At 72.8% G+C, this 26,293-nt stretch carries 22 protein-coding genes; 10 read left to right on the top strand and 12 right to left on the bottom strand.

The annotated features are described in order from the left end of the window. Positions 1-24: 24 nt before the first annotated feature. A complete protein-coding gene (locus HNR57_RS12890) occupies positions 25-2,169 on the bottom strand; it encodes an ABC transporter family substrate-binding protein (RefSeq protein ID WP_184559907.1) in 2,145 nt (714 codons plus the stop codon). Between the two features lie 288 nt (positions 2,170-2,457). Here HNR57_RS12890 and HNR57_RS12885 point away from each other — a divergent pair, with 288 nt between their 5' ends. Genes HNR57_RS12885 through HNR57_RS12870 form a run of 4 tightly spaced genes read left to right on the top strand, consistent with a single transcriptional unit; the run spans position 2,458 to position 6,374 of the window. Further along, positions 2,458-2,748 (top strand): Rv0250c family protein, encoded by a 291-nt coding sequence (locus HNR57_RS12885; protein ID WP_031103292.1) that lies wholly within the window; start codon positions 2,458-2,460, stop codon positions 2,746-2,748. 57 nt (positions 2,749-2,805) lie between these two features. Beyond that, positions 2,806-3,642, top strand: coding sequence for a succinate dehydrogenase subunit SdhC (gene sdhC / locus HNR57_RS12880; RefSeq protein ID WP_184559906.1), 837 nt, complete (start codon positions 2,806-2,808; stop codon positions 3,640-3,642). Positions 3,643-3,660: 18 nt separating this feature from the next. Continuing rightward, positions 3,661-5,601 carry a fumarate reductase/succinate dehydrogenase flavoprotein subunit gene (locus HNR57_RS12875; RefSeq protein ID WP_184559904.1) on the top strand — a complete coding sequence of 647 codons (1,941 nt, stop codon included), beginning with the start codon at positions 3,661-3,663 and terminating at the stop codon, positions 5,599-5,601. Next, positions 5,598-6,374 (top strand): succinate dehydrogenase/fumarate reductase iron-sulfur subunit, encoded by a 777-nt coding sequence (locus HNR57_RS12870; RefSeq protein WP_184559903.1) that lies wholly within the window; start codon positions 5,598-5,600, stop codon positions 6,372-6,374. Before HNR57_RS12875 ends, HNR57_RS12870 begins: the two co-directional genes overlap by 4 nt. On the opposite strand, the gene HNR57_RS12865 is transcribed toward HNR57_RS12870, so the two are convergent. The 10 genes from HNR57_RS12865 to HNR57_RS12820 all read right to left on the bottom strand — a co-directional run bounded on the left by HNR57_RS12865 (position 6,349) and on the right by HNR57_RS12820 (position 17,086). After that, positions 6,349-7,344 carry a phosphotransferase family protein gene (locus tag HNR57_RS12865; RefSeq protein ID WP_184559901.1) on the bottom strand — a complete coding sequence of 332 codons (996 nt, stop codon included), beginning with the start codon at positions 7,342-7,344 and terminating at the stop codon, positions 6,349-6,351. The two genes, HNR57_RS12870 and HNR57_RS12865, sit on opposite strands and share 26 nt — an antisense overlap. After that, on the bottom strand, positions 7,341-8,432 hold the full coding sequence (locus tag HNR57_RS12860; protein WP_184559900.1) for a glycoside hydrolase family 18 protein: 1,092 nt from the start codon (positions 8,430-8,432) through the stop codon (positions 7,341-7,343). Before HNR57_RS12860 ends, HNR57_RS12865 begins: the two co-directional genes overlap by 4 nt. Before the next feature lie 66 nt (positions 8,433-8,498). After that, positions 8,499-11,189 (bottom strand): SpoIIE family protein phosphatase, encoded by a 2,691-nt coding sequence (locus HNR57_RS12855; protein ID WP_184559898.1) that lies wholly within the window; start codon positions 11,187-11,189, stop codon positions 8,499-8,501. A 252-nt stretch (positions 11,190-11,441) separates the two neighbouring features. Next, positions 11,442-11,873, bottom strand: coding sequence for an ATP-binding protein (locus tag HNR57_RS12850; RefSeq protein WP_184559896.1), 432 nt, complete (start codon positions 11,871-11,873; stop codon positions 11,442-11,444). A 135-nt stretch (positions 11,874-12,008) separates the two neighbouring features. After that, positions 12,009-12,464 (bottom strand): (deoxy)nucleoside triphosphate pyrophosphohydrolase, encoded by a 456-nt coding sequence (locus HNR57_RS12845; RefSeq protein WP_184559894.1) that lies wholly within the window; start codon positions 12,462-12,464, stop codon positions 12,009-12,011. A 61-nt stretch (positions 12,465-12,525) separates the two neighbouring features. Next, positions 12,526-12,720, bottom strand: a complete 195-nt coding sequence (locus HNR57_RS12840; protein ID WP_031132511.1) for an SPOR domain-containing protein — start codon at positions 12,718-12,720, stop codon at positions 12,526-12,528. A 340-nt stretch (positions 12,721-13,060) separates the two neighbouring features. Continuing rightward, positions 13,061-13,813, bottom strand: a complete 753-nt coding sequence (locus tag HNR57_RS12835; RefSeq protein WP_184559892.1) for a GntR family transcriptional regulator — start codon at positions 13,811-13,813, stop codon at positions 13,061-13,063. 147 nt (positions 13,814-13,960) lie between these two features. Then, positions 13,961-15,085 carry a DUF4190 domain-containing protein gene (locus tag HNR57_RS12830; RefSeq protein WP_184559890.1) on the bottom strand — a complete coding sequence of 375 codons (1,125 nt, stop codon included), beginning with the start codon at positions 15,083-15,085 and terminating at the stop codon, positions 13,961-13,963. A gap of 211 nt (positions 15,086-15,296) precedes the next feature. Continuing rightward, the gene (locus HNR57_RS12825; RefSeq protein WP_184559889.1) at positions 15,297-16,430 is read right to left on the bottom strand and encodes a sensor histidine kinase; all 1,134 of its coding nucleotides are present in this window, start codon (positions 16,428-16,430) and stop codon (positions 15,297-15,299) included. After that, positions 16,427-17,086, bottom strand: a complete 660-nt coding sequence (locus tag HNR57_RS12820; RefSeq protein ID WP_184559888.1) for a response regulator — start codon at positions 17,084-17,086, stop codon at positions 16,427-16,429. Before HNR57_RS12820 ends, HNR57_RS12825 begins: the two co-directional genes overlap by 4 nt. Before the next feature lie 234 nt (positions 17,087-17,320). Between HNR57_RS12820 and HNR57_RS12815 the strand changes: the two genes are divergently transcribed. From HNR57_RS12815 to HNR57_RS12805, 3 genes are all read left to right on the top strand, one after another. Further along, a complete protein-coding gene (locus HNR57_RS12815; RefSeq protein ID WP_184559887.1) occupies positions 17,321-18,277 on the top strand; it encodes a DUF4258 domain-containing protein in 957 nt (318 codons plus the stop codon). Positions 18,278-18,299: 22 nt separating this feature from the next. Next, positions 18,300-18,521, top strand: coding sequence for a DUF2283 domain-containing protein (locus HNR57_RS12810; RefSeq protein WP_184559886.1), 222 nt, complete (start codon positions 18,300-18,302; stop codon positions 18,519-18,521). Positions 18,522-18,811: 290 nt separating this feature from the next. Continuing rightward, positions 18,812-20,392, top strand: coding sequence for a S8 family peptidase (locus HNR57_RS12805; RefSeq protein ID WP_184559885.1), 1,581 nt, complete (start codon positions 18,812-18,814; stop codon positions 20,390-20,392). Positions 20,393-20,459: 67 nt separating this feature from the next. On the opposite strand, the gene HNR57_RS12800 is transcribed toward HNR57_RS12805, so the two are convergent. After that, the gene (locus tag HNR57_RS12800; protein ID WP_246554476.1) at positions 20,460-20,969 is read right to left on the bottom strand and encodes a MarR family winged helix-turn-helix transcriptional regulator; all 510 of its coding nucleotides are present in this window, start codon (positions 20,967-20,969) and stop codon (positions 20,460-20,462) included. A gap of 89 nt (positions 20,970-21,058) precedes the next feature. Here HNR57_RS12800 and HNR57_RS12795 point away from each other — a divergent pair, with 89 nt between their 5' ends. From HNR57_RS12795 to HNR57_RS12785, 3 genes are all read left to right on the top strand, one after another. Next, positions 21,059-23,170, top strand: coding sequence for an MMPL family transporter (locus HNR57_RS12795; RefSeq protein WP_184559883.1), 2,112 nt, complete (start codon positions 21,059-21,061; stop codon positions 23,168-23,170). A gap of 117 nt (positions 23,171-23,287) precedes the next feature. Beyond that, entirely contained in the window at positions 23,288-24,871 is a 1,584-nt protein-coding gene (locus tag HNR57_RS12790; RefSeq protein ID WP_184559882.1) for an SDR family oxidoreductase, read from the top strand. Between the two features lie 4 nt (positions 24,872-24,875). Beyond that, positions 24,876-26,249, top strand: coding sequence for a cryptochrome/photolyase family protein (locus HNR57_RS12785; RefSeq protein ID WP_184559880.1), 1,374 nt, complete (start codon positions 24,876-24,878; stop codon positions 26,247-26,249). Positions 26,250-26,293 lie beyond the last annotated feature (44 nt).

Here is a 26,293-nt window from a genome sequence, read left to right as displayed (position 1 = left end):
CAAGGCGTTTGAGCGTTCCCAGAGCTACCGGGCGGCCGAGGCCTTCGCCGAGGGGCCGGACGCCGGCTTCGCGCCCTTCTTCAGGAAGCCCATGTCCTCGTAGACCGGCGTGCCGAAGCCGAAGGCGCCGGTGTTGACGAGGTTCTTGCGGGCCGCGAGGAGCTGGGGGCGCTGGAAGAGGGGGATCGAGCCGGCCGCCGCCCAGATACGGGAGTCGGCCTTGCGGATCAGGGAGCGGGACTCGCCCTCGTCGAGCGTGGCCGCGGCCTCGTCGAAGAGCTGGTCGACCTGGTCGGTGCCGACGCGGGTGTAGTTCTGCTCGACGTTCAGCGAGCCGTCGGCGGCCGGGACCGGCTTGGCGAAGACGGGGCGGGCGTCGGTGGCGGGGTACGCCGTGGCGGGCCAGGAGTACAGGGCGAGGTCGTACTGACCGGAGGCGATGTGGTCCTTGAAGTAGGACTCGTCGGAGACCTTGGAGATCTCCGTGCCGATGCCTACGCGCTCCAGCATGCGGGAGATGCGGTCCGCGACCGTGCGCAGCGTCTGCGAGCCCGGCCCGGAGGGGAGCACGAAGCGGAGCGTGAGGGGCTTGCCGTTCTTGGCGAGCCGCGCGGCCTCCTGGTTCGCCGGGGCGGCGGTGCCCCGGGGGGCGTACGCGCCGGGGGCGCCGCCCTGGTGCGGGTGCTGGTGCCGCTTGCCGTCCTGGGCGAGGTGGCCGGCCGGGTCCGGCCCGTGCTGGGCCTTGTCGTCCCCGCCGGTGTCGTCGGCCTTCTCGCCCTCGGGGCCGGCCGCCTTCTCCTTGTCCTGCTCCTTGACCGGGCCGCCGCGTACCCACCCGGCGTCCGCGAGCAGCGCCTGGGCCTCCTTGGTGTCCTGGCCGCCGAGGGCGCCGCTGTTGTCGGCGTAGTGGGCCTGCCCGGACAGCGCGAGGTGGCTGCCGACCGGGACGGCGGGCAGGCCGAGGGGCTTGAGGACGGCCTGGGCGAGTTCCTCGCGGTCCAGGGCGCGGGCGACGGCCCTGCGGACGCGTTCGTCGGCGAGCGGGCCCTCGGCGCCGTGCAGAGCGAGCTGGGTGTAGGCGGGCTCCAGGGATTTGCGGACCTCGAAGCCGCTGAGGGCCCGCTGCTGCCGGGCGTACTTGACGGCCGCCTTGCGCAGCTTCTTGCGGGCGACGGTCTCCTCGTCGTCGGCGTCCTCGTCGGAGCCGTCGGCCACGGCCCCGGAGCGCAGGGAGTCCGCGGCGGACCGGTCGGCGCCCGGCCCCATCAGGGGGCTGCTGGAGCTGTGGGGGCGGGCGGCCAGGGTGATGCGGCGGGCCGCGGCGGGGTCGATGTCGGCCAGGTCGAGGGTGCCGGCGGCCAGCTCGGAGGCCCGCTTGTCGCGCGGGACGGTGCGCAGCTCGATCTCGGACAGCTTCGCCGGCTCGCCCCACCAGCGCGGGTTGCGGGCCAGGGTGATCTTCTCGTCCTCCGTGTCGACCTTCTTCACCGTGAAGGGACCGGCGGTGACCTTGAGCTTCTTGCGGGCCCCGTCGTTGAAGGAGTCCGGGGTGCCCATGACGTCCTTCGGGTACAGCGGCGAGAACAGCGAGCGCCAGTCGGCGTAGGGACGGCTGAAGGTGACCCGGACCTCCAGGGCGCTGTCGCCGCGCTCGATCTTCTGGATGCGGTCGTAGCCGGCGTTGCGGGCGGTCCAGTAGGCGGTGTCCTTGCCGGACAGGGCGCGCCACTGGGCGGCGAAGTCGGCGGCGCCGATCTCCCGGCCGTCGCTCCAGACGGCCTCCTGGTTGAGCTTGTACAGGACGACCTGCTTGGGCTCGGTCTCGACGACCTCGGCGGACTCCAGGTAGGCGGGGTTGCGCTCCGGGCGGCCGGAGGCGTCCATGCGGAACATCGACGGCAGGACGGCCTGGGCGACGCGGGTGGTGGTGGCGTCGGCGTCCGACTGGAAGGTGTTCAGCGTGTCGGGCACGGAGTCGACGGCCCAGCGCAGGGTGCCGCCGTCGGCGATCCGGTCGCGTGGGGCGGGCCGGATGTCCTGCCCGGCGAGCGGCTTGCCGGACGGGTCCTCGGAGCCGCATCCGGCGAGCGCGGGCACCGCGAGCACTCCCGCGGTGAGGAAGGCGACCGAACGCGTGACCGCGCGCGGGCCGACGCCGTGCTGGGACATCTGTGCTACCTCCGGGAAGCCGCGGGCGTTATGATCACTTTTGGCGGTATTTGGAGTTCATCTGATGTATGCGGCCACTGAAGAGGAAAGGGTTCGGCAACACAGGGCGACACGGCGGTCACGGGCGGGAAGCCACCCGTGCGGCGCAACGCGCCGCACAGTGCACCCACGCGCCTCGGCCAATCGATGCACATCCCTTCACAGCACAAGGTGTGACGCGCAACACTCGCAGGCGCATGAACGTTGCCGCCTTGGGCCGCGAAGGACCCGTGGAAGTGAGGGCAAGTCATGTCCGTTCACGACGAACTGACGTCAGTCCAGCGCAGTCTCGACGAAGTGTTCCGTTCGCTGGGACGCCTGGAGAAGCAGCTCGGCACCGGCGGCCTGGAGATGCGCCGCGTCCGTGCCGACGCCAACCACCTGCGCGAGAGCGTCGCCCTGCTGCGCGACGCCGCCGCGTCACCGGCCGCACCGAAGCGCCCCGAGCTGGTCACCATCTCGGACACGCCGTACGACTCCGCCCTGTGGAGCGACTCGGACGACGAGGGGCTCGGCGCCCGGGACCGGCGCGCTCCCTGACCCGGGGCGGAGTCGAGCGCGACCGGCACCTCCCCCGAACCCGACCGGAGTCGTCACGTGGCCACTGGTACGGAACCCCCCGCCACCGAACCCAGACCTGAGAGCGGCGGTGTGCGGGGCGGTACGCGCGCCGCGATCGCCGCCCCGCATCTTCGGACCGACCGCTGGTGGCTGGCCCCGGCCGGCACCGCGGCCGGTCTGCTCGCGTTCATCGTGTACTCGACCTGGCGGGCCTTCGCGAACGCCGACTACTACGCGGCGCCGTACGTCTCGCCCTTCTACTCCCCGTGCCTGGCGGAGAACTGCGAGCCGATGAAGGCCGGCCCGAACTGGGAGATCTTCGGGAGCTGGTGGGGCATCTCGCCCGCGATCATCATCCTGATCTTCCCGCTGGGCTTCCGCCTGACCTGCTACTACTACCGCAAGGCCTACTACCGCGGCTTCTGGGCGTCCCCGCCGGCCTGCGCGGTGGCCGAGCCGCACAAGAAGTACAGCGGTGAGACCCGCTTCCCACTGGTCCTGCAGAACATCCACCGGTACTTCTTCTACGCCGCGATCGTGGTCGCCGGAATCCTGACCTACGACACCGTGCTCGCCTTCCGCGACGAGACCTACGCCTGGGGCCACATGGGTCTCGGGACCCTCGTGTTCCTGGTCAACATCGTGCTGATCTGGGCGTACACGATCTCCTGCCACTCCTGCCGGCACATCGTCGGCGGCAAGCTCAAGCATTTCTCCAAGCATCCCGTGCGCTACCGGATGTGGCAGTGGGCCGGAAAGCTCAACGCCCGGCACATGCAGCTCGCCTGGGCGTCGCTGGTGAGCGTGGCACTCGCCGACTTCTACGTCTACCTGGTCGCCTCGGGTGCCTTCGACGATCCGCCTTTCTTCTAGAGGGATGAGGCCTTACTGATGTCCGTGGTCGACCGGCAGGAGTGGGACGTCGTCGTGGTGGGCGCGGGCGGCGCGGGCCTGCGCGCCGCCATCGAGGCCCGTGAGCGGGGCGCCCGTACGGCCGTGATCTGCAAGTCGCTGTTCGGCAAGGCGCACACGGTGATGGCCGAGGGCGGCATCGCCGCGGCGATGGCCAACGCCAACGAGAACGACACCTGGCAGGTGCACTTCCGCGACACCATGCGCGGCGGCAAGTTCCTCAACCAGTGGCGGATGGCCGAGCTGCACGCCCAGGAGGCGCCGCAGCGGGTGTGGGAGCTGGAGACCTGGGGGGCGCTGTTCGACCGCACCAAGGACGGCCGGATCTCCCAGCGCAACTTCGGCGGCCACGAGTACCCGCGCCTGGCCCACGTCGGTGACCGCACGGGCCTGGAGCTGATCCGCACCCTCCAGCAGAAGATCGTCTCCCTGCAGCAGGAGGACTTCAAGGAGACCGGCGACTACGAGTCGCGGCTGAAGGTCTTCCAGGAGTGCACCGTCACGCGCGTGCTGAAAGAGGACGGCCGGGTCTGCGGGGTGTTCGCCTACGAGCGCGAGTCGGGCCGCTTCTTCGTGCTGGAGGCACCGGCCGTGGTGATCGCCACCGGCGGCATCGGCAAGTCCTTCAAGGTGACGTCGAACTCGTGGGAGTACACCGGCGACGGCCACGCGCTGGCCCTCCTCGCGGGCGCTCCCCTGCTGAACATGGAGTTCGTGCAGTTCCACCCGACCGGCATGGTCTGGCCGCCGTCGGTGAAGGGCATCCTCGTCACCGAGTCGGTGCGCGGCGACGGCGGTGTGCTGCGCAACTCCGACGGCAAGCGGTTCATGTTCGACTACATCCCCGATGTCTTCAAGGACAAGTACGCCGAGACGGAGGAGGAGGGCGACCGCTGGTACGACGACCCGGACCACAACCGGCGCCCGCCCGAGCTGCTCCCCCGCGACGAGGTGGCGCGGGCGATCAACGCCGAGGTGAAGGAGGGGCGCGGCTCGCCGCACGGGGGCGTGTTCCTCGACGTGTCGACGCGGATGCCCGCCGAGGTCATCAGGCGCCGGCTGCCGTCGATGTACCACCAGTTCAAGGAGCTGGCGGACGTCGACATCACCGCGGAGGCGATGGAGGTCGGGCCCACCTGCCACTACGTGATGGGCGGGGTCGCGGTCGAGTCCGACACGGCGGCGGCGCGCGGGGTGCCCGGGCTGTACGCGGCCGGTGAGGTGGCCGGCGGCATGCACGGCTCCAACCGGCTCGGCGGCAACTCGCTGTCCGACCTGCTCGTGTTCGGCCGCCGGGCGGGCCGGCACGCGGCCGAGTACGCGGCGGGGCTGTCCGGGGCGCGGCCCGTCGTGGACGACGTCCAGATCGACGCGGCCGCCGCCGAGGCCCTGCGGCCCTTCTCGGCCGAGGCGGAGACCGAGGAGCCGGCCGGGGGCCCGCCGGAGAACCCGTACACCCTGCACCAGGAACTCCAGCAGACGATGAACGACCTGGTGGGCATCATCCGCCGGGAGCCGGAGATGGAGCAGGCCCTGGAGAAGCTCGTCGAACTGCGGGTCCGGGCGCGCCGGGCCGGGGTCGAGGGACACCGCCAGTTCAACCCGGGCTGGCACCTCGCCCTGGACCTCAGGAACATGCTGCTGGTCAGCGAGTGCGTGGCGCGGGCCGCGCTGGAGCGTACCGAGTCGCGCGGCGGACACACGCGCGAGGACCATCCGGGGATGGACCGGGCGTGGCGGCGAATCAACCTGCTGTGCGCGCTCACCGACCCGACGGGCGGTCTGGCGGCCACGGATCCGGTCCGCGGCCAGATCGAGCTCACCCGGGAGACCACCGAACCCGTCCGTGCCGACCTGCTCGCCCTGTTCGACAAGGAGGAGCTGGTCAAGTACCTCGCCGAAGAGGAGCTCTACGAATGAGCGGCTATACGGCCCACTTCAAGGTGTGGCGCGGGGACGTGAGCGGCGGCGGCCTGGAGGACTTCAAGGTCGAGGTCAACGAGGGCGAGGTGGTGCTCGACATCATCCACCGCCTCCAGGCCACCCAGACGCCCGACCTCGCCGTGCGCTGGAACTGCAAGGCGGGCAAGTGCGGTTCCTGCTCGGCGGAGATCAACGGCCGGCCGCGGCTGATGTGCATGACGCGTATGTCGGTGTTCGACCGGGAGGAGACGATCACGGTGACGCCGCTGCGGGCGTTCCCGGTCGTCCGTGACCTGGTCACCGACGTCGGATTCAACTACACCAAGGCCAGGGAGGTCCCGGCCTTCGTGCCGCCGGCCGGTGTCGCCCCGGGCGAGTACCGGATGATGCAGGAGGACGTGGACCGCTCCCAGGAGTTCCGCAAGTGCATCGAGTGCTTCCTGTGCCAGGACACCTGCCATGTGGTCCGTGACCACGAGGAGAACAAGCAGGCGTTCGCGGGTCCCCGTTTCCTGATGCGGGTGGCGGAGCTGGACATGCACCCGCTGGACGCTGCGGCGGAGTCGGGCCTGGACCGCAAGACCACCGCCCAGGACGAACACGGCCTGGGCTACTGCAACATCACCAAGTGCTGCACGGAGGTCTGCCCCGAGGGCATCAAGATCACGGACAATGCGCTGATCCCGCTGAAGGAGCGGGCGGTGGACCGCAAGTACGACCCGCTGGTGTGGCTCGGCTCGAAGATCAGGAGGCGCTCTTCAGCAGACTGAGCGCCTCGTGGAGGTTGTGCTCCGCTATCTCCCGCATGCGTCCCGGGTCCGGGAAGTCGCCCTCGATGAGGGTCAGCGGACCCGAGACCAGGCCGATGTGCATCGCCATCCGGTACAGGCGCAGGCGTGCCTCGTCCAGGCCCGGGGCGCGCAGGGCGCCGTAGTGGGGGCCGAAGCGGAGCCGGAGGAAGACGTGCTCGTGCTCCACGTCGAAGTACATCAGGCCTTCGATGTCGATGAGCGCGGGCTGCCCGCCGGGCGTGAGCAGGACGTGGTCCGCACCGAGTTCGCCGTGGATGAGGGTGTGGCGGTCGCGGAGCCGGATGCCTGCGGCCAGAGCGTGGATCTCCTCCTCCAGCTCGCGGCGTACGGCGGCGGCCCGGGGATCGCGCCGGGTCGCTTCCGCGAGGCACCGCAGGGCGCCCTCGGTGACGCGCTGCTCGGAGGATACGCCGTACGGGGAACCGCCCTTGTCGACGACGGCGACCTTCCCGAACCGGGGGCCGGTGTGGCTGTGCAGGGTGGCGAGCAGCTCGGCCATCCGCTCCATGGCCTGCGGGGCCTGCTCCGGGTCGCGGGCCAGGGCGTCTTCCAGGCTGCCGCCGGTCAGGTCCTCGACGACGGCCGCGTCCGCCGGGAGGTGGGTGTGCGTGGCGTCGGCGTACCGGAGCCGGGGCGTGCGGACTCCGGCGGCGGCCAGCCGGTCGTGTGCCGCCGTGAAGAGGCCGAGGCCGGTGCCGTGGGAGAAGACGTCCCGGGGGTCGGCGTCGGGCTGGTCCCAGTAGTCCTCGTCGGCGGACCAGACGTAGGCGACGGCGGTGGAGTCGTCGTCGAGGATCAGCCGGTAGACGCCCTTCTTGGTGCCGCCGCGCAGGCGTTCCACGCCGGTGAGGGTGCGGCTCGGGCCGAGGGCGGCGCGGGCCAGGGGGGCCAGGTCGGTCGTGGTGAGGGGGCGTCGGGTCGTGGTCACCGCACCCAGTCTTCCTTGTACGCACGCCAGTCCGCCTCGGTCGCGGCGAAGTCGATGTACAGCGCGACGCCGAAGTTGGCCCGGTCGGCGTCGGTGCGGGACAGCCCGAGCCGGACGCCCCGGACGGCTGCCGGCACGGTTTCGGCGTGGCCCCAGTGGTCGAAGTTGCTCTCGTAGTAGAAGGGCAGGCCCATCAGCAGGTCGGTGGAGGGCGGGGTGACCTCCAGGGCGAGGGAGGTCTGCTGGGCGACGTAGCCGCCGTAGGTGCTCTCCAGCGGCTGCGCGGTGTCGTACGACATCACGGCGATCTGGTCGACGCGGCGGGCGACCTGGCCGAAGAACTCCTGCGACCACCACTTGGGGTGTTCGGTGAACAGGCCGAACACGGTGTGCAGGGCCGGGAGCGGGTCGATCTGGTGGGCGGCGACGGAGAGTTGCGCGTCCCGGGAGCGGGTCTCGCGGCGCAGGGCGTCGAGGAGGGCGAGGAAGTCGCGGTCACCGGACGGCATCGGCTCCAGGTCGAGGTGGATGCCCTCGTAGCCGGTGTCCAGGACCTGACGGGCGGAGCGGACGACGGCGGAGCGGGTGCCCGGGTCCGCCAGGAGCATGCCCTCGGAGTTCTCATCGGCCAGGACGTCGCCCAGGAAGGCCTGGACGCGGACGCCGGGGATCTTGTCGTGGACGGCCTCGATGAACCAACGGGCCTTCGGATACACCGACTTCGGGAGTGACCCGTCGTGCTCCAGCGGGCCCGAGTGGACGTACAGGTCCCGGATGCCGGTGTCCTTCAGTCGCCGGGCCAGGGCATCGACGTCGGCGTCCTTCTTACGGCCGTCGACCCAGGCGTGGCCGAGCCAGAGGGCGTCGCGGTCGCGGGTCTGGGTGCCGTCCGCCGGGTCGCCCGTGTAGTTGATGCGGAGGGCTGTGAGAACGGAGAGGAGGGGCACCAGCAGGAGCAGGACCACGGCGAGCGCCGTGCGTCTGATCCAGCGTCGGCGCCGCTTGCCCTCTCCCCTGGGTGCGGGAGCGTCCTGCGCGGCGTCATCGGCGGCCGCCTCGGTCCGGGTGGTGCCTTCCGTGCGGTCCATGCCGTCTCCCCGGTGATGCGGATGGTGTTGCCGGGGATGACGATCAGTACGGACGTTCGGTTGCCGTCAGAACAGGCTCAGCAGGGCCTCCGCCGGATCCGTCAGGCTGGTATCGCCTCCGGGCAGGGGCAGTTCGAACCACACCGTCTTGCCCCGGGGTGTGCGCCGTGAGCCCCACGCGGCGCTGAGGAGGCCGACGAGCTGGAGGCCACGGCCGCCCTCGTCGGTGTCACGGGCGCGGCGCCGGCGGGGCTGGACCAGACCGGAGTCCCAGACCTCGCAGACCAGGGTGCGGTCGAGCAGCAGGCGCAGGCGGATCTCGCCCTCGCCGTAGCGCAGGGCGTTGGTGACCAGTTCGCTGACCAGCAGCTCCGTGGTGTCGACGAGGGGTTCCATGTCCCAGGCGAGCAGCTGGGCCCGGGCGTACTCGCGGGCCCGGCCCACGCTGCGCGGCTCCCGCGGCAGGGTCCAGTCGCCGACGGATTCCGTGGGCAGTCCCTGTACACGTGCCATCAGCAGGGCGATGTCGTCCTCGCCGTGATGGGTGTCGAGGGTGTTGAGGACGTGGTCGCAGACGTCCTCCAGGTACTGAGAGGAGTCGGCGCGCAGCGCCGTCGTCGAGGGGTGGCGGCCGGGCGACGGGTGGGCGGGGTCGGAGAGGGCGCTGACGAAGGCCTGGAGGCCCTCGTCCAGGGGATGGTCGCGGCTTTCGACCAGTCCATCCGTGTAGAGCGCGAGCAGGGCGCCTTCGGGCAGTTCGACCTCGACCTCCTCGAAGGGCTCCCCGCCGACACCGAGCGGCATGCCCGGCGGCACGTCCAGCATCAGCGCCGCCTCGCCCGGCTCGACCAGCACCGGCGGCAGATGGCCCGCGTTGGCGAACGTGCAGCGCCGGGTGACGGAGTCGTAGACGGCGTAGACGCAGGTGGCGAGGTACACCTCGGACAGGTCCGCCTCGCGGGGGCGGCGGGCCGCCCGGGTCGCCTGCGTGACACCCCCGGGGGCGCCGAGGCCGCGGGCGATCTCGTCCAACTGGGAGAGCACCTCGGCCGGTTCGAGGTCGAGCTGGGCCAGGGTCCGGACCGCCGTACGGAGTTCGCCCATGGCGACGGCGGCGCGCAGGCCGCGGCCCATGACGTCGCCCACGACCAGCGCGGTGCGGTGCCCGGGCAGTTCGATGACGTCGAACCAGTCGCCGCCGACCTCGCTGGGCCGGCCGGTGTTGACGTTGCCGGGCAGATAGCGGCAGGCGATGTCGAGGCCGGAGGCCTCCGGGTCGCCGGGCGGGAGCAGGGACCGCTGGAGTATCAACGCGCGTTCGTGCTCGCGGCGGTAGAGGCGGGCGTTGTCGATGCAGACGGCGGCCCTCGCGGCCAGTTCCACGGCGAGGTCGCGGTCCCGGTCACCGAACGGTTCGCTGCCCTTCGTCCGGGCGAACTGCACGAGCCCGACGACGGTGTCGTGGGCGACCATCGGCACCGCGAGCGTGGACTGCACCAGCCCGCCGTCCTCGCCCGGGACGGTCTGCGGGCGGGCCGTGCGCAGGGCGTCCGCGCAGGGCGAGTTGAACGGGTAGTGGTGGACGGCGCCCACGGCGACGGGCACGCCGGTGCCGGCGAAGGGCGCGTCGGAGACGGCGCTGGCGAAGGCGACCCGGCGCAGTTCGGCGCTGCCGTCGGCGAGCCCGGGCGGGGTCTCGTCGCCGGCCAGCAGGCCCTGGTAGAGGTCGACCGTGGCCAGGTCGCAGAAGCCGGGGACGACGACGTCGAGGAGTTCCCGGGCCGTGGTCTCCAGGTCGAGGGAGTTGCCGATGCGGGCGCCCGCCTCGTTCAGCAGGGCGAGGTTGCGCCGGGCGGCGGCGGCCTCGCGGGCGGCGGCGCGACGGGCGGTGATGTCGATGCCGAGCCAGGCGATCCCGATGGGACGGCCCGAACCGCTGTGCACCCGGTAGAGGTTGACGGACCAGTGACGGCGCTCGTCGGAACCCGGTACGAAGCCCGTGACGTGCATGTCGGTGATGGAGCTGCCGGTCTCCAACACCCGGCGCAGCGTGGCGGCGACCCGGTCGGCCTCGCCGCGCTGGAGGTAGTCGTGGACGCCCTTGCCGCGGTGGTCGTCGGGCGCGCCGCCGAAGATGGACGCGAACCGCTGGTTGACGCGGCGGACCCGCAGATCGGGGTCGATCAGCAGGAAACCGAACGGGGATTGACTGAAAATGGCCTGCGAGGCGGCGAGGTCGGTCTCGATGCTGCGCAGCGTGCGCACGTCGACGACGATGCAGACGGCCGCCTTGTCGCCCTCCTCGGTGCGCGTCGGCATGACGTACACCTCGGCCAGCCCCTCGTTGCCGCACTCCCCCTCGACGCCCCTCGGCATCCGGAAGGGCACCACGCCGGTCCACTCGCGGCCGTCGAGGATCTCGGCCATCTTGCGCATGCCGCGCTCGCGGTGGCGCGGATCGATGAACGCCTCGATGGGGTCCATGCCGACGGCGCGGTCGGCGGGGATGCCGAAGAGGTGCTCGGCGCGCAGGCTCCACTGCTCGACCAGCCCGTCGGGGCCGATGGAGAAGGACGCGACCTTGATGTAGTCGTAGATGGATCCCGGGGGACTGCTCTGCCACATGGCGTCCCCCTGCGGGACCCCGTCGGCCGCGAGCGCACCTCCCACCGCGGAGGCCAGGCCGTCGGCAGCCCTCGCCCTCGCGCCCTCCGACGGGTCCTCGGACTCCGTGGCCTTCGCTGGTATCTCGCTCACGCGAACCGTCCCCTCCAGCTCACCGCGTCCGGCACCGGTCACCGGGGGCGGCTGCCCGCAGTATCCAGCACTACGGTGCCGCACAACACGGTGTTCACGATCACAGCACGGTCCCGATGGTTTTCGGTCCGGACCGTGACAACACTTCCAGTCTTCTAACCAGGGGACACGCCGTCGAACCCCGTCCGCCGGCAACCGCCACTGGCCTGAACCAATCGCTCTACAGCGGTAAGACGCACGTACACCGGATTTTCACTCCGGCACCGCGAGTTCGAACCACACCGTCTTGCCCGAGACGCCGGGCCGGGTTCCCCACCGACGGGAGGAGGAGGCCACCAGATGCAGTCCGCGGCCGCTCTCGTCCTCAAGCCGGGCGGCCCGCTCACGGGGTGGGTCCGGCAGCGGGTCGGAGACCTCGACCAGGAGGACGGCGCCCAGACCGGAGGGCCGGACCAGGCGGACCCCGATGGGGCCCGTGGCGTGCCGCAGGGCGTTGGTGACCAACTCGCTGACCAGCAGTGCCGCGAGGTCCGCGAGGTTGTCGAGTCCCCAGCGGCGGAGCTGGCCGCGCACGGCCTGACGGGCAGTGCGCACCGCGCCCGGTTCGGCGGGAAAAGCCCACTCGGCGCAGTCACCTTCGGTGTCGATCACGCCGATCACTTCCCAGGCAGGAACCCCGCCCATGTCCGAATTCATGGGGTTAATGGGCACATACCCGATATCCGGGGCGGAGTACCGCGCGGGGCGGCGCACAGTGACACGAAAGGCATGGGGGCGCCCCCTTGACCGTGCGATGGGTCCGTACGCCCCCGGCGGGCTTCAGGTGCCGGCCCCTTCCGGCCCACCCGGGCCAGGGCCGCGGGAGACGAGGCCTTCGACGGTTCCCAGGTGGGCGAGCGTCTGCCGGACGGCCGGGACGTCCTGGTCGAGCCAGGGCACGTCCCAGATCTCGCCGGGGCCGAGCCAGCGCAGTTCGTCGTGGTCCTGGAGGGGCTCGGGGGATGCGGAGCCGGGTCGCAGCCGGGCGGTCCACACCTGAAGGACGTACGGCGCCCTGAGGGGCCACTCCCCCGGGACGCGGCCGTCCACCTCGGCGTCGACGCCGAGTTCCTCGCGCAGCTCCCGCGCGAGCGCCGCGTCGGCCGTCTCCCCGGGCTCGACCTTGCCGCCGGGCAGCTCCCAGCGTCCGGCCAGCTCGGCGGGCGCGCTGCGCCGGGCGGCCAGCAGCCGCCCGTCCTCGACCAGTGCGGCCCCTACGACGATCCGCTCACTCATGCGGGGAGCCTACGGGAGCCCCGCCGGTCTCCGGGGCACTCCCCGGGCGCTCCCCCGGTGGTCAGTCGTGCGCCACGGCCGATCCGTTCTGGCCGAGCCGCTCGACCCAGTACAGCTGCTTGTGGCCGCGACCGTCGAGGCTGTCCGCGATCTTCTGGGCCTCGGCCCGGGTCGCGTACCGGCCCACCCGGTAGCGGTTGCCGTTGTCGTCCTCTCGTATCACGAGCCAGGGAAGAGTGACCGTGCTGTCGTTCATCGCTCCCCTCCACTTCCCACCCGCGGCCTGTGCCGTACCCCACCCGCTAAGGAAACCGCAATGCGCATATGCCCGACCCTACGCCTAACCTTCACGGAGCGAATACGGCTTTTCACAAAGAGGTACGCAACCAGCCAGAACCCAGGGGCGCACAGCGACGAACGCGCCGTCCGCGCACCTCGGCGCATCCAGCCGGAGGCATACCGCATCCACGCCCGTCGACCTGCGTACATGACGAACCGCCCCGGGACAGGCACCACCCCGCCCTGCGACGGTCCGCACGGCGACGGTGTGAGCGGGGCGCGCGGGGAGCGCACCGCGGGGCGGATGTGGGCGCCGGCTACTTGACCGGAAGGTGATAGGCGACCCGGTACCGATCGGCCGGGATGACCACGTCGGCCGTCTCGACCGGGCGGCCGGAGGCGTAGAACGTGCGCTGGACGACCAGGACCACATGCCCCGGGACGCCGCCCAGGACGAGCAGTTCCTCGGCCAGGCCGGGCCGGGCGCCGACCTCCTCCGTGACGTTGTCCACGATCACGTCGATGGCGCGCATGCGCTCGACGACGCCCATGCCGCCGACCGGCCCCTCCTCCGGCAGCATCACGGGTGTCCTGCCCGTCACGGCGAGGGGCTCCCAGGACGTGGAGAGCATCATCGCCTCACCGCCCTCGCGGTAGAGGTACCGCGTGCACATGACCCGCTCACCCGGCTCGATGTCCAGCCGCTCGGCGACCGCGACACTCGCCTCGGACTGCTCGCTGCTGGACTCCCAGGTGCCGCGGCCCTCACCGTCGGCCTGCTCCTGACGGAACGGGGTGGCCCCGCCCGTCGGGCGGTAGCCGGAGCGAGAGATGCGCCGGGGCACGGGCCGCTCGCGCACATACGTCCCCGAGCCGGAGCGGCCCTCGACCAGGCCTTCCGCCATGAGCACCTTGCGGGCCTCCAGCGCGACGGTGTCCGAGACCCCGTACTCCTGGCGGATTCTGGCCTGGGAGGGCAGGCGGGTGTGCGGTGGCAGCTGACCGTCGACGATCTTCTGGCGGAGATCACCCGCGACGCGCAGGTACGCCGGCTGCTCACCGAATGTCACTGGCCGCTCCCATCAGGTTGTACAGACAGCAACAGCGTGGCAACCGTAGGTTCCGCGGTGCAAGCAAAGGCCAGAGAATCACTCGATGTGATGACATGGTGGCCCTGAGGGCTTTACGCAGGCGGTTTCTCCCCGCTATGGCAGCCGTCACACCTCCGCTTCGGAGTCCCGGCTCTCGTCCTCCCCGGGACCCGGCGGGGTCGCCGCCAGCCCGAGGGCCTTGCGCGCCGTGACGGTCGCCGGGCCGTCCACGAACCCGTACGCCTTGTCGTAGTGCGTGTAGTACGTGCCGGCGTCACCGGCGGTGCTCGCCTTCCGCCACTCCTCCCGGGCGTCCTCCAGGTCCTCGACCAGGCCGGCGACGGGCTTGCGGGCACCGGCCGGCCAGGGGTGCCCGCGCAGGGCCTCGATCTGCTCGCCGAGCACGTCGTGGACCCGGGCCGCCCAGGCCCGGTGGGCGGTGAGGTCGTCGTCGGGGGTCTTCTCGGGCTCCTCGTAGAGCGCCGTGTCGAGGGCGTTGGCCGTCGACAGGAAGACGACCTGGTCGGTGCCGAGGGTGGTGGGGTCGCCGCGCAGGGAGCCGGTCAGCTTGATCCCGGCCTCGGTGTTGCCGAAGAGGCAGGTGATGGCGCGGTCGCCGAGGCGCCAGCTCACCCGGGACGGCAGCAGGTAGTACACGTCGACATCGGCCGGCACGGCCCAGGTGTCCATCGCGTACTGGTCCTGGAGGGCGTAGCACTTCTCGTCGGCGATGCCGGTGATCTTCGTGTCGCCCGGGAAGGCGCCGCCCGGCAGCGTGACGACCGCGAACACCTCGCCGTCGTGCCGGCCCTCGCACGGCACGCGGTCGACGTCGAAGGTGTCGCCGTCCAGCCCGCCGGGCGCGTCGAAGCAGTCGCCCTTGGCAAGCGAGAGGATCTCGTTGCCCGGCGCGCCGTCCTTGACGCCCTCCCAGACCTCGGACGCGGCTCCCGTGGACAGCACGAGCGCCCACAGCACGATCCCGGCGGACGACAGCACCGACCCGGCGATGGCCAGGCCCCGTCCGCTCTGCCCGGACCGCCGGATCTGCCACAGCGCGATCAGCCCCAGCACGAGACCGGCGGCGGGCAGGAAGCAGAGCACGCCGAGCACGAGGGCGGCGACGGCGAGGGCGTTGACGGAGACCGGGGTGCCGTACGGACGCCCGGCGGGGCCGTACGGGCCGTATGCCTGCGGCCGGTTGGCGGAGGGCGGGCCGTACGGGCTCCCGGGGGGCGGGGGTGTCGACACGGGTACGGTGCTCCTGGCTGAGGCGGTGGGCGGGTCCGTCGTACGGCTGGGCGCATCGTAGGCGGCGGGGTGACGGGGGCGGAACGCGGTCGACGGACACGGCGGTACGGACGGCGAACCGGTTGACGGCCCGCTGGGCGTCGGGAGTCAGTGCGGGGACGGTGTTCTCGGCGGCGGGGGTCTGGCCGCTGCCGGCGGAGGACGAAGCCCCCTAGGGCTGACGCGTGCCCGTCCACCCCACCGGGAAGACCGCCCTCACCGTGAAGCCGCCGTCGGGCGCCGGGGCCGCGTGGAAGTCGCCGCCCAGCAGGTGGGCCCGTTCGCGCAGGCCGACCAGGCCGTGGCCGCCGCCGGGGATCGGCGGCCGGGCGGCGGCGCGGCCGGGGGCGGTGTTGTGCACCTCGACGTGCAGGCCGGCCGCGCAGCGCACCCGTACCCGCGCCCGCGCACCCGGGGCGTGCTTGCTGATGTTGGTCAGCGCCTCCTGCACCGTGCGGTACGCGGCGCGTTCGACCGGCTCGGGCACCGGGACCGGGGGGACCGACACGTCGAGGTCCACCGTGAGGCCGCTGTCGCGGACCAGGGCCGTGAGGTCGGCCAGTCCGGCTCCCGGGGTGTCCTGCGCGTCGGGGTCTCCCGCCGTGCGCAACACCCCCACGAGGTGGCGCAGTTCGGTGAGGGTCTGGGCCGACATTTCGTGGATCGTGCGGGCCGTCGCCCGCACGTCCGTGTCCCCGGGCCTGCCCACCTGCAGCGCCCCGGCCTGGAGGCTGATGAGGCTCACCTTGTGGGCGACGACGTCGTGCATCTCGCGGGCCAGCCGGTTGCGTTCGGTGGCCAGGACCCGCTCGGTCAGGACCTGGTTCTCCCAGGCCCGCCGGGCCGTGGCCGCCCGCAGGCGCTCCTGGCGTGAGCGGACGGACCGGCCGAGGACGACGACGCCCGCCGCCACCCCACAGCAGTCCAGGGCCAGCAGCGCCGTCTCCCGGTCGAGGGCGAGGGAGGAGGTACCGGCCGCCGGGTGGGGCAGGAACCACGCCACCGCGACCGCCGCCGCGCCCGCCACGCCGACGAGGACAGGCCCGCGCCGGACGGCGACGCAGTAGAGCGCGATCAGCGGGGCGAAGGCGATGTGCCCGAGGTACAGCCCCGGCAGGCCGGCGAGCACGGCCGCCTCGGGGGCCCGGCGCCGCAGCAGCAGCGCGCCGGCGGCGACCAGCGCGAGCCACGTCCCGTGCCCGGAGGTGAGGCCGTTGACCACCAGTCCGTCGACCAGCGCGACCAGCACCGGAAGCGCGCCGGAGGCGATCCGCCGTACGGCACCGGGTGCCGGCGTCCCGCTCATCGCCGCCCCGGACCCGTGCCGACCAGGTTCGCCCGGTCCGCCACGACCGCCGCCTGCACCCGGTTGAGCCCGCCCAGCTTCGCCAGCACGGCGCTCACGTGGTCCTTGACCGTGCCGTGCGCCAGGTGCAGCCGGCTCGCGATGGCCCGGTTGCTGAGCCCGGCCCCCACCAGGGCGAGCACCTGCCGCTCGCGGTCGGTGAGCGCCCGCACCCGCCGTACGGCGTCCTCGTCGCGGCCGGAGAGCAGGTAGCCGTCGATCACCTGCCCCACCGCCTCGGGCGCCAGCACCCGGCGTCCGGCGGCCAGTGCCCGTACGGCGTCGATCAGTTGCTCCGGTGCGGTGTTCTTCATCAGGAACCCGGCCGCGCCCAGGCGCAGCGCCTCGTCCAGATGCTCACGGGCGTCGAAGGTGGTCAGCATCGCCACCGCCGGGGGGCGCGGGAGGGCGGCGACCTGCCGCAGCACGGTCGGACCGTCTACGACCGGCATCCGGATGTCGAGCAGCAGGACGTCCACCCGCCCGTCCCGCACGGCCTCCGCCGCGCCCACGCCGGCGCAGTCGGCGACGACGGTGATGTCCGGTGCCGAACCGAGGATCACGCGCAGTCCGGTGCGCACCAGTGGCTCGTCGTCCACCACCGCGACTCGTATCACTTCCGTCCCCCCACGCAGCGCGATCACCGTTCGTTACGACGGTCCTCCCCCGTACGGCGTTGCACCGCAGCCGTGTGCCACCTGCCACACGGCGGCCCGGACCCCGCCGGTCGGCGGGGTCGGTTCCCGCCCCCGGGCGGATGCCGCCGGCCCCTTCCGCGCTGCCACGATCCGTCGGGACGCCGATCACGACCGGCCCGTCGAACGGGCCGTCAGCACAACGCGAGGACGCACATGCACCACACCCAGGACCGCCCCGCCCGCCGCCGACGCACCCACGCCCGCATCCTGGTGGCGTGCTGCACCGCAGGAGCGGTGCTGCTGACCGCCGCGGGCGCGCACGCCGGGACCGGCGACGCCGGCTCCCGCTCGTCCCTGGCGGTCCAGGCGGCCGAGACGGTCGAGCGCGTGACCGGGACGTCCGACCTCGTCCCCGGCACGCCCGTCGCCGGCGGGGCCACCCACGCGGAGGTCGGCGACGAGACGTCCGCCGCCCGCATCACCGCCCCGGCCACCGCCGACGGCGCCGTGGAGTTCGCCTACGGCTCCGACGTGCTGCGCCTGACCCTGCCGGGCAGCGCCGACGCGCAGGCCACGACCAGTGCCAACGGCACGGTCGTCTACCCGGGCGCGGGCGAGGACGTCGACCTGGCGGTGCAGCCCAACCGGGACGGTGTACGCGCCCTGATCACGCTCAAGGACGCGGACGCCCCGACCGAGTTCCGCTTCCCGCTCGGCCTGCCGGCGGACGCGGCCACCGAGACCCTGGAGGACGGTTCCGTCCTGGTCACCCGCGGTGAGGAGTACCTCGGTACGTTCGACGCGCCCTGGGCGAAGGACGCCCGCGGCGAGGCCGTGCCCACCGAGTACCGCGTCGAGGGCGGCGCCCTCGTGCAGACCGTGCGGCCGGGGCCGGGCACGGCCTTCCCGGTGGTGGCGGACCCGGCGTGGTTCATCCCGCTCGCGATCGTCGCCGGGCGGCTGTTGCTCTCCCAGGGCGTCAAGAGCATCTCCAAGCACGCGGCCCAGCGCATGGCCCAGCGCGGCATCAGCCAGGAGATGGTCGCGCGTACGGTGAAGACCGGCAAGAAGACCAAGGGCAAGTCGCCGGGCACGTGGAAGTACACCACCGGCAAGGTCTGGGTCGTGATCAACAAGGCCGGCAACGTCGTGTCCGTCGGCCGCAACTGAGCCCGTTCCCGAGAGGCGAAGCATGCACATCGAGTACGACCGCGAGAACGACACCGCGTATGTCTCTCTCGTCGAGCACATCGCGGACGGCGCGGCCGTCCGGCAGATCCCCGTCGACGGGGTGGGGGCGGACGCCGAGGTGTTCCTCGACGTGGACGCGTCGGGGCGGCTGCTCGGCATCGAGGTGATCGGTGCGGGCGGCGCGCTGCCGGCGGAGGTACTGGAGCAGTCCGCCACGGGCTGAGGCGCGGGGGCGCCGGGCCGGTAGCCCGGCCCGAGATGCCACCGGCGGTCCGGGGCGACGCCTCGGACCGCCTCTCGCGGAGCGGTCCCGGTGGCTGATGGGGTGTCACGAGGGTCCTGCCGGTCCGTGCAGGGCCCTTGTGCAATTCCTGTGGAGGCCTCAATCTTTCGCTGACGCACAGGAGTAGCCGCTGGCTTGACATGGTCATGACCCACTGGCCTCATCGGCGGCGACCGACGGGCGTGCACCAACACCCCACCGCGCACCACCGATTGAGGAGGACCCCTCAGATGGCAGTGATGCGTACTCCCCGCAGATCCTCCCGGCGAAGACTGGCCGCGCTCGGCGCGACGGCCACCGCGGCGCTCGTCGCGAGCCTCGTCTCCACCCTCCCCGCCGGCGCGGCCCCGGCCGCGGCCGAAGGGCGCATCCAGTACGAGGGCGCCGCGAACGCCGTCGCCGGCAGCTACGTCGTCACCCTGAAGACCGGGAAGGCCGCGTCCGCCGAGGGCCGCGCGCTCGCCCGCAAGTACGGCGCCGACATCGAGCGGACGTACACCAAGGCCCTGAACGGCTACGAGGTCGAGGCGTCCGAGTCCGAGGCGAAACGTCTCGCCGCCGACCCGGCCGTCGCCTCCGTCGTGCAGAACCGGACGTTCTCCATCACCGGGACACAGCCCAGCCCGCCCTCCTGGGGCCTGGACCGCATCGACCAGAAGAGCCTGCCGCTGAACAGCTCGTACAGCTACCCGGATTCGGCGGGCGAGGGCGTCACCGCGTACGTCATCGACACCGGCGTCCGCATCACGCACGGCGACTTCGGCGGCCGCGCCTCCTACGGCTACGACGCCGTCGACAACGACAACACCGCCCAGGACGGCCACGGCCACGGCACGCATGTCGCCGGCACGGTCGCCGGAAACGCCTACGGCGTCGCCAAGAAGGCCAAGGTCGTCGGCGTCCGGGTGCTGAACAACTCCGGCCAGGGCACCACCGCCCAGGTCGTCGCCGGCATCGACTGGGTCGCCCGCAACGCGGTCAAGCCCGCCGTCGCCAACATGTCCCTCGGCGGCCCCGGCGACACGGCCATCGACACGGCCGTCCGCAACGCCATCACCTCCGGCGTCACCTTCGTGGTCGCGGCCGGCAACGAGTCCACCAACGCCTCCACCCGGTCCCCCGCGCGCGTCACCGAGGCCGTCACGGTCGGCGCGACGACATCGAGCGACGCCAAGGCGAGCTACTCCAACTACGGCACCGTCCTCGACCTGTTCGCACCGGGCTCGTCCATCACCTCGGCCTGGAGCACGAGCGACTCGGCGACCAACACCATCTCCGGCACGTCGATGGCGAGCCCGCACGTCGCCGGCGCCGCCGCCCTGCACCTGGCCGCCAACCCCACGGCCACGCCCGCGCAGGTCTCCGCCGCGCTGACGTCCGCCGCGACCACCGGCGTCGTCACCAGCCCCGGCACCGGATCACCCAACCGGCTCCTGTACGTCGGCGGCGGTACGACCACCCCGCCCGGCCCGCGCTTCGAGAACACCGCCGACCAGGCCATCGCCGACAACGCCACCGCCGAGTCCCCGGTGACGGTCTCCGGCGTCTCCGGCAACGCCCCCTCGGCCCTGGCCGTCGAGGTGCACATCGTCCACACCTACATCGGTGACCTCCAGGTCCAGCTGGTCGCCCCCGACGGCACGGCGTACACGCTGAAGTCGTACGGCACCGGCGGCAGTGCGGACAACATCGACACCACGTACACCGTGAACGCCTCCTCGGAGGCCGCGAACGGCACGTGGAAGCTGCGGGTGAGCGACAACGCCCGCTACGACACCGGGCGGATCGACGCCTGGGCGCTCCAGTTCTGACCCGAATGACCTGAGCACAGGGGCCGGGCTCTCGCGAGCCCGGCCCCGACCGGTACGTGACGAGCCCTCAGCCGTGGTCCCGGCGCAGCGAGACCAGTTCCGCGTTCATCTCGGCGAGGAACCGCACGACCACCTCCAGCTCCTCGGGGCTGAAACGCCCCCGGGCCGCGTCGGTGCTCCGCGCCAGGGGGCGGAAGTAGTCCCGGGCCAGGCCCCTGGCCGCGTCGGCGTAGTGCAGGTGCACCACGCGGCGGTCGCCGGCGTCCCGGACGCGGCGGATGTGTCCGGCCCGCTCCAGCCGGTCGAGGCACGCGGTCACCGCGCCGGACGTGAGGTTGAGCTGCCCCCGCAGACGGCCCGGCGTCATGGGCTCGCCCCCCTCCTCCGGGTCGGAGTCGGCGTCCAGGATCGCGATCAGGGCCTGCATGTCGGTGAGGTGCAGCCCCTGCGCCTGGGCGAACTCCTGGGCGATGCGGTTGAACTCGCTGTTCATCCGGCGCAGCAAAACGGCGAAGGCCTGCAACCCCGTGGGGTCGTCCGCCGGAAGAGATGCCGTGGGTACACCGGAGCCGCTCATCCCCCCAGCCTAGTATCTCTCAATGATTGAGATACTTTATGAGTGAGTTACTTCTTTCCACGACTCACTTCCTACGGCTTGGGATGCGCATGAGTACCGCACAGCGTCGGGCCCGGCGGCTCGTACCGCTCGTTCTGCTGCTCGTCTGGCTGGGGGTGGGCGGCACGCTCGGTCCCTACGCGGGCAAGCTCGGCGAGGTGGCCACCAACGACCAGGCCGCCTTCCTGCCGCGAAGCGCCGAGTCCACCCGGGTGCTCGAAGCCCGCGCGGCCTTCGACCGGTCCGAGACCGTGCCGGCCATCGTGGTCTGGACGGCGGACGGGGAGCGGTTCACCAAGGAGCGGCAGGCCGAGGCGGGCCGCGCCGTCGCCGCGCTCGCCGGGAAGCCCGGCGTCGCCGGCCGCCCGTCGCCCGCCCTGCTCTCCGGCGACCGGGAGGCGATACAGGCCGTCGTCCCGCTCAAGCCCGACCTGGGCGATGAACTGCCGACGGTCCTCGACGCGGTGCGTGAGGCGGCCGGGTCCGTGCCGGGCACCACGGCCCGGATCGCCGGGCCTGCGGCCGGCCAGGCCGATCTGTCGGACGCGTTCGCCGGCATCGACGGGCTGCTGCTCGCCGTGGCCCTGGGCGCCGTACTGCTGATCCTGCTGCTGGTCTACCGGAGCGTCCTGCTGCCGTTCCTGATCATCCTGGGGTCGGTCTTCGCCCTGGGCCTGGCCTGCGCGGTGGTCTACGTGCTGGCGGAGCGGGACGGCGTCCGGGTCGACGGGCAGGTGCAGGGCATCCTGTCGATCCTGGTGATCGGCGCCGCCACCGACTACGCCCTGCTGCTCGCCGCACGGTTCCGGGAGGAACTCGCCCTGCGCGCCGACCGCTTCGGGGCCGCGACGGCAGCCGTACGCCGTTCCTTCGGCGCCATCACCGCCAGCGCCGCCACCGTGGCCCTCGGGCTGCTGGCCCTGCTCGCGAGCGACCTCACCAACAACCGCGCCCTCGGGCCGGTCGGCGCCATCGGCATCGGCTGCGCCGTGCTGGCCACGCTCACCTTCCTGCCGGCCGCGCTGGCGCTGCTGGGCCGCGCCGCCTACTGGCCGTCCCGGCCCAAGCCACCGCAGCAGTCCGCGCAGGGCAGCGGCGTGTGGCGCCGGGTCGCCACGGCGGTGGACGCCCGGCCGCGGCGGACCTGGGTGGTGACGGCGCTCGTCCTCGCCGTCTTCGCGGCCTTCTCGCCGTCCCTGTCCTCCAAGGGCGTGCCGCTCGACGAGATCTTCGTGAACGACGCGCCCTCGGTGGCCGCGCAGGAGACGCTCGGCGAGCATTTCCCCGGCGGGTCCGGCAACCCGGCCGTCATCATCGCCGACGCCGGCCGGGCCGCAGAGGTGACGGCCGCCGCGCGGAGCACCGAGGGCGTGGCCTCCGCCGGCGCCGTCTCCGCCTCCGGACGGCCCGGGGCGGGCGAGCCGCTCGCCGTCGACGGGCGGGTGCGCATCGACGCCACCCTGGAGGCCGCCGCGGACAGCGACGCGGCCAAGGAGACCGTCGAGCGGCTGCGCGCGCGGGTGCACGCGGTCCCGGGGGCCGACGCACTGGTCGGCGGGTACACGGCGCAGCAGTACGACACCCAGCGGACCGCCGCCCGGGACCGGACGGTCATCGTGCCGATCGTGCTCGCCGTCATCCTGCTGATCCTGATGCTGCTGCTGCGCTCGCTGCTCGTGCCGGTGCTGCTGGTCGCGACCGTGGGGCTCAACTTCCTGGCGACGCTGGGCGTTTCGGCGCTGGTCTTCCAGCACCTCCTCGGGTTCAGCGGCACGGACGCCTCGGTGCCGCTGTACGGCTTCGTGTTCCTGGTGGCGCTCGGCGTCGACTACAACATCTTCCTGATGTCCCGGGTCCGGGAGGAGGCGCTCGAACACGGCAACCGGCAGGGGGTGCTGCGCGGCCTGACCACCACCGGCGGGGTGATCACCTCGGCGGGTGTGGTGCTGGCGGCGACGTTCGCGGCGCTGATGGTGATCCCCCTGGCGTTCCTGGTGCAGATCGCGTTCATCGTCGCCTTCGGGGTGCTGCTCGACACGCTCGTGGTGCGCTCGCTGCTGGTCACCGCGCTGGTGATCGACATCGGGCCCCGGGCGTGGTGGCCGAGCGCCCTCGCCCGCCGGAAGCCGGTGGAGGCCGGCGACGGTACTCCCTCCGGCTGAACCGTCCGCGTCACCCGTGTCGTGCATCCGCCGGGCGCCCCGAGCGGGAAAGGTTCGCGTCGGGGCCGGGCGCGCTCCGGCAGCGCGGCTACGGGTTCCAGAGGACGGAGGCACACCATGACGACGGACGGGCGGCGGCTGCACTGCCTGGTCACCGGGGCGTCCGGCTACATCGGCGGGCGCCTGGTGCCGGAACTGCTGCAGGAAGGCCACCGCGTCCGGTGCCTCGCCCGCTCCCCCGGCAAGCTCCGCGACCACCCCTGGGCGGCGCACGCCGAGACCGTCCGGGGGGACGTCACCGACCCGGATTCGCTGGCGTCCGCGATGCGCGGCATCGACGTCGCCTACTACCTGGTGCACGCCCTCGCCTCCGGCTCCCGGTTCGAGGACACCGACCGCGCCGCCGCCCGGATCTTCGCCGAGCAGGCCCGGGCCGCCGGTGTGCGGCGGATCGTCTACCTCGGCGGGCTCACGCCACGCGGCGTCCCCCAAAGGTCGCTCTCCCCGCATCTGCGGTCCCGGGCCGAGGTGGGGGAGATCTTCCTCGACTCGCCCGTGCCCGCGACGGTGCTGCGGGCCGCCATCGTCATCGGCTCGGGCTCCGCGTCGTTCGAGATGCTGCGCTACCTCACCGAACGCCTGCCCGTCATGGTCACCCCAAGCTGGGTGCACACCCGCACCCAGCCCATCGGGGTGCGGGACGTGCTGCGCTACCTCGTCGGGTCGGCCACCATGCCTGACGACGTCGACCGGGCCTTCGACATCGGCGGGCCGGACGTCCTCACCTACCGGGACATGATGCTGCGCTACGCCGCCGTCGCCGGCCTGCCGCGGCGGTTCATCGTGCCGGTCCCGGTCCTCACCCCGCGGCTGTCCAGCCACTGGGTGGGCCTCGTCACCCCCGTGCCCGCCTCCCTCGCCCGGCCGCTGACCGAGTCGCTGCGGCACGAGGTCGTCTGCGGCGAACACGACATCGCCCGGTACGTGCCGGACGCCCCGGGCCGGCCGCTGCCGTTCGACGAGGCACTGACCCTGGCGCTGCGCAGGGTGCGAGAGGCGCAGGTCTCCACGCGCTGGTCCTCGGCGTCGGTGCCCGGGGCGCCCAGCGACCCGCTGCCCACCGACCCGGACTGGGCGGGCGGCAGCCTCTACCAGGACGAACGGCAGCGGCCCGTCGAGGCGTCCCGGGCGGCGCTGTGGCGGGTGATCGAGGGCATCGGCGGCGACAACGGCTGGTACTCCTCGCCGCTGGCCTGGGCGGTGCGGGGCTGGCTGGACCGGTTCGCGGGCGGGGTCGGGCTGCGCCGCGGACGGCGGGACACCGAGCGGCTGAGGGTCGGCGACTCGCTGGACTTCTGGCGGGTCGAGGAGATCGAACCCGGTCATCTGCTGCGGCTGCGGGCCGAGATGCGGCTGCCCGGGCTCGCCTGGCTGGAGATGTACGCCGAGACCGACGATCAGGGCCGCACCCGCTACCGGCAGCGGGCCCTGTTCCATCCCCGTGGCCTGCTGGGCCACGCCTACTGGTGGAGCGTCGCCCCGTTCCACTCCGTCGTGTTCGGCGGCATGGCGCGCAACATCGCGCGGGCCGCGTCCGAGGGCACCGGCGGGCGCCGGAGCGCCGCGCGCATCCGGCGGGCCCGCGAGCGGCGAAGTGTTCGGGAGCAACGCCCGGAACCCGCACCACCGCACCAGGAGTGACACCATGACCGTGGCGGTCGTCCTGTTCACCTCGGACCTGCGCCTGCACGACCATCCGCCCCTGCGCGCGGCGCTGAACTCGGCGGACGAGGTCGTGCCCCTGTTCGTCCGCGACCCGGCCGTCCGCGCCGCCGGATTCGACGTGCCCAACCGCGCCGCCTTCCTCGCCGACTGCCTGGGCGACCTCGACTCCTCGCTGCGGCGGCGCGGCGGACGGCTGGTGGTGCGCTCCGGCCCGGTCACCCGGGAGGTCCGGGCGGTCGCCGCCGAGTGCGGCGCCACGGAGGTGCACATGGCCGCGGGGGTCACCGGCTACGCCCACCGCCGCGAGGAGCGGCTGCGCGCGGAACTCGGCGCCGGCGGGGTCGCGCTGCGGGTGCACGACAGCGTGGTCACCGCCCTCGCGCCAGGGGCGGTGACACCGGCCGGCTCGGACCACTTCGCCGTGTTCACCCCGTACCTGCGCCGCTGGTCCAAGGAGCCGCTGCGCGACCTGCTGCCCGCGCCGCGCGCGGTGCGGGTCCCCGACGCGGTGCGCGGCGAGGAGCCGCCCACCCGCGCGAAGGTGGCGGAGCTGTCGCCGGATCTTCCGGCCGGCGGGGAGAGCGCGGGGCGCGACCGGTTCGCCAGGTGGGCCGATGCCGGCCTGTCCCGCTACGAGGACCGGCACGACGACCTGGCCGGTGACGCGACCTCACGCCTGTCGCCGTACCTCCACTTCGGGGCGCTCTCGCCGGTGGAGGTCGTCCGGCGGGCCCGCGAGAAGGGCGGCGCCGGGGCGGACGCTTTCGTCCGTCAGCTGTGCTGGCGCGACTTCCACCACCAGGTCCTCGCCGCCCGGCCCGAGGCGTCCGTCCGGGACTACCGCACCCGGGGCGACCGGTGGCGCGGCGAGGAGGAGGCCGCCGAGGACATCGCCGCCTGGCGGGAGGGCCGCACCGGCTACCCGGTGGTCGACGCGGGCATGCGCCAGCTGCGTCACGAGGGCTGGATGCACAATCGGGCCCGGCTGCTGGTGGCGAGCTTCCTGACCAAGACGCTGTACGTGGACTGGCGGATCGGCGCCCGGCACTTCCTCCGGTTCCTGGTGGACGGCGATCTCGTCAACAACCAGCTGAACTGGCAGTGGGTCGCCGGCACCGGCACCGACACCCGCCCCCACCGCGTCCTCAACCCCGTCCTCCAGGGCAGGCGCTACGACCCGGACGGCACGTACGTACGCCGTTGGGTGCCCGAACTGGCGGACGTCGGCGGCGCCGCGGTGCACGAGCCCTGGCGGCTGCCGGCGGACGAACGGGCCCGGCTGCGCTATCCGGCGCCGCTCCTCGATCTCGGCGAGGGCCTGGCCCGCTTCCGGCAGGCCCGTGGGCGCGGCTGAGAATCGGGCACCCGACGCATCCGGAACACCACTCCCGGCGGAAG

Source organism: Streptomyces paradoxus (assembly GCF_014202475.1).
Lineage (GTDB): Bacteria > Actinomycetota > Actinomycetes > Streptomycetales > Streptomycetaceae > Streptomyces > Streptomyces paradoxus.
This window is presented reverse-complemented; position numbering and strand designations above follow the sequence as displayed.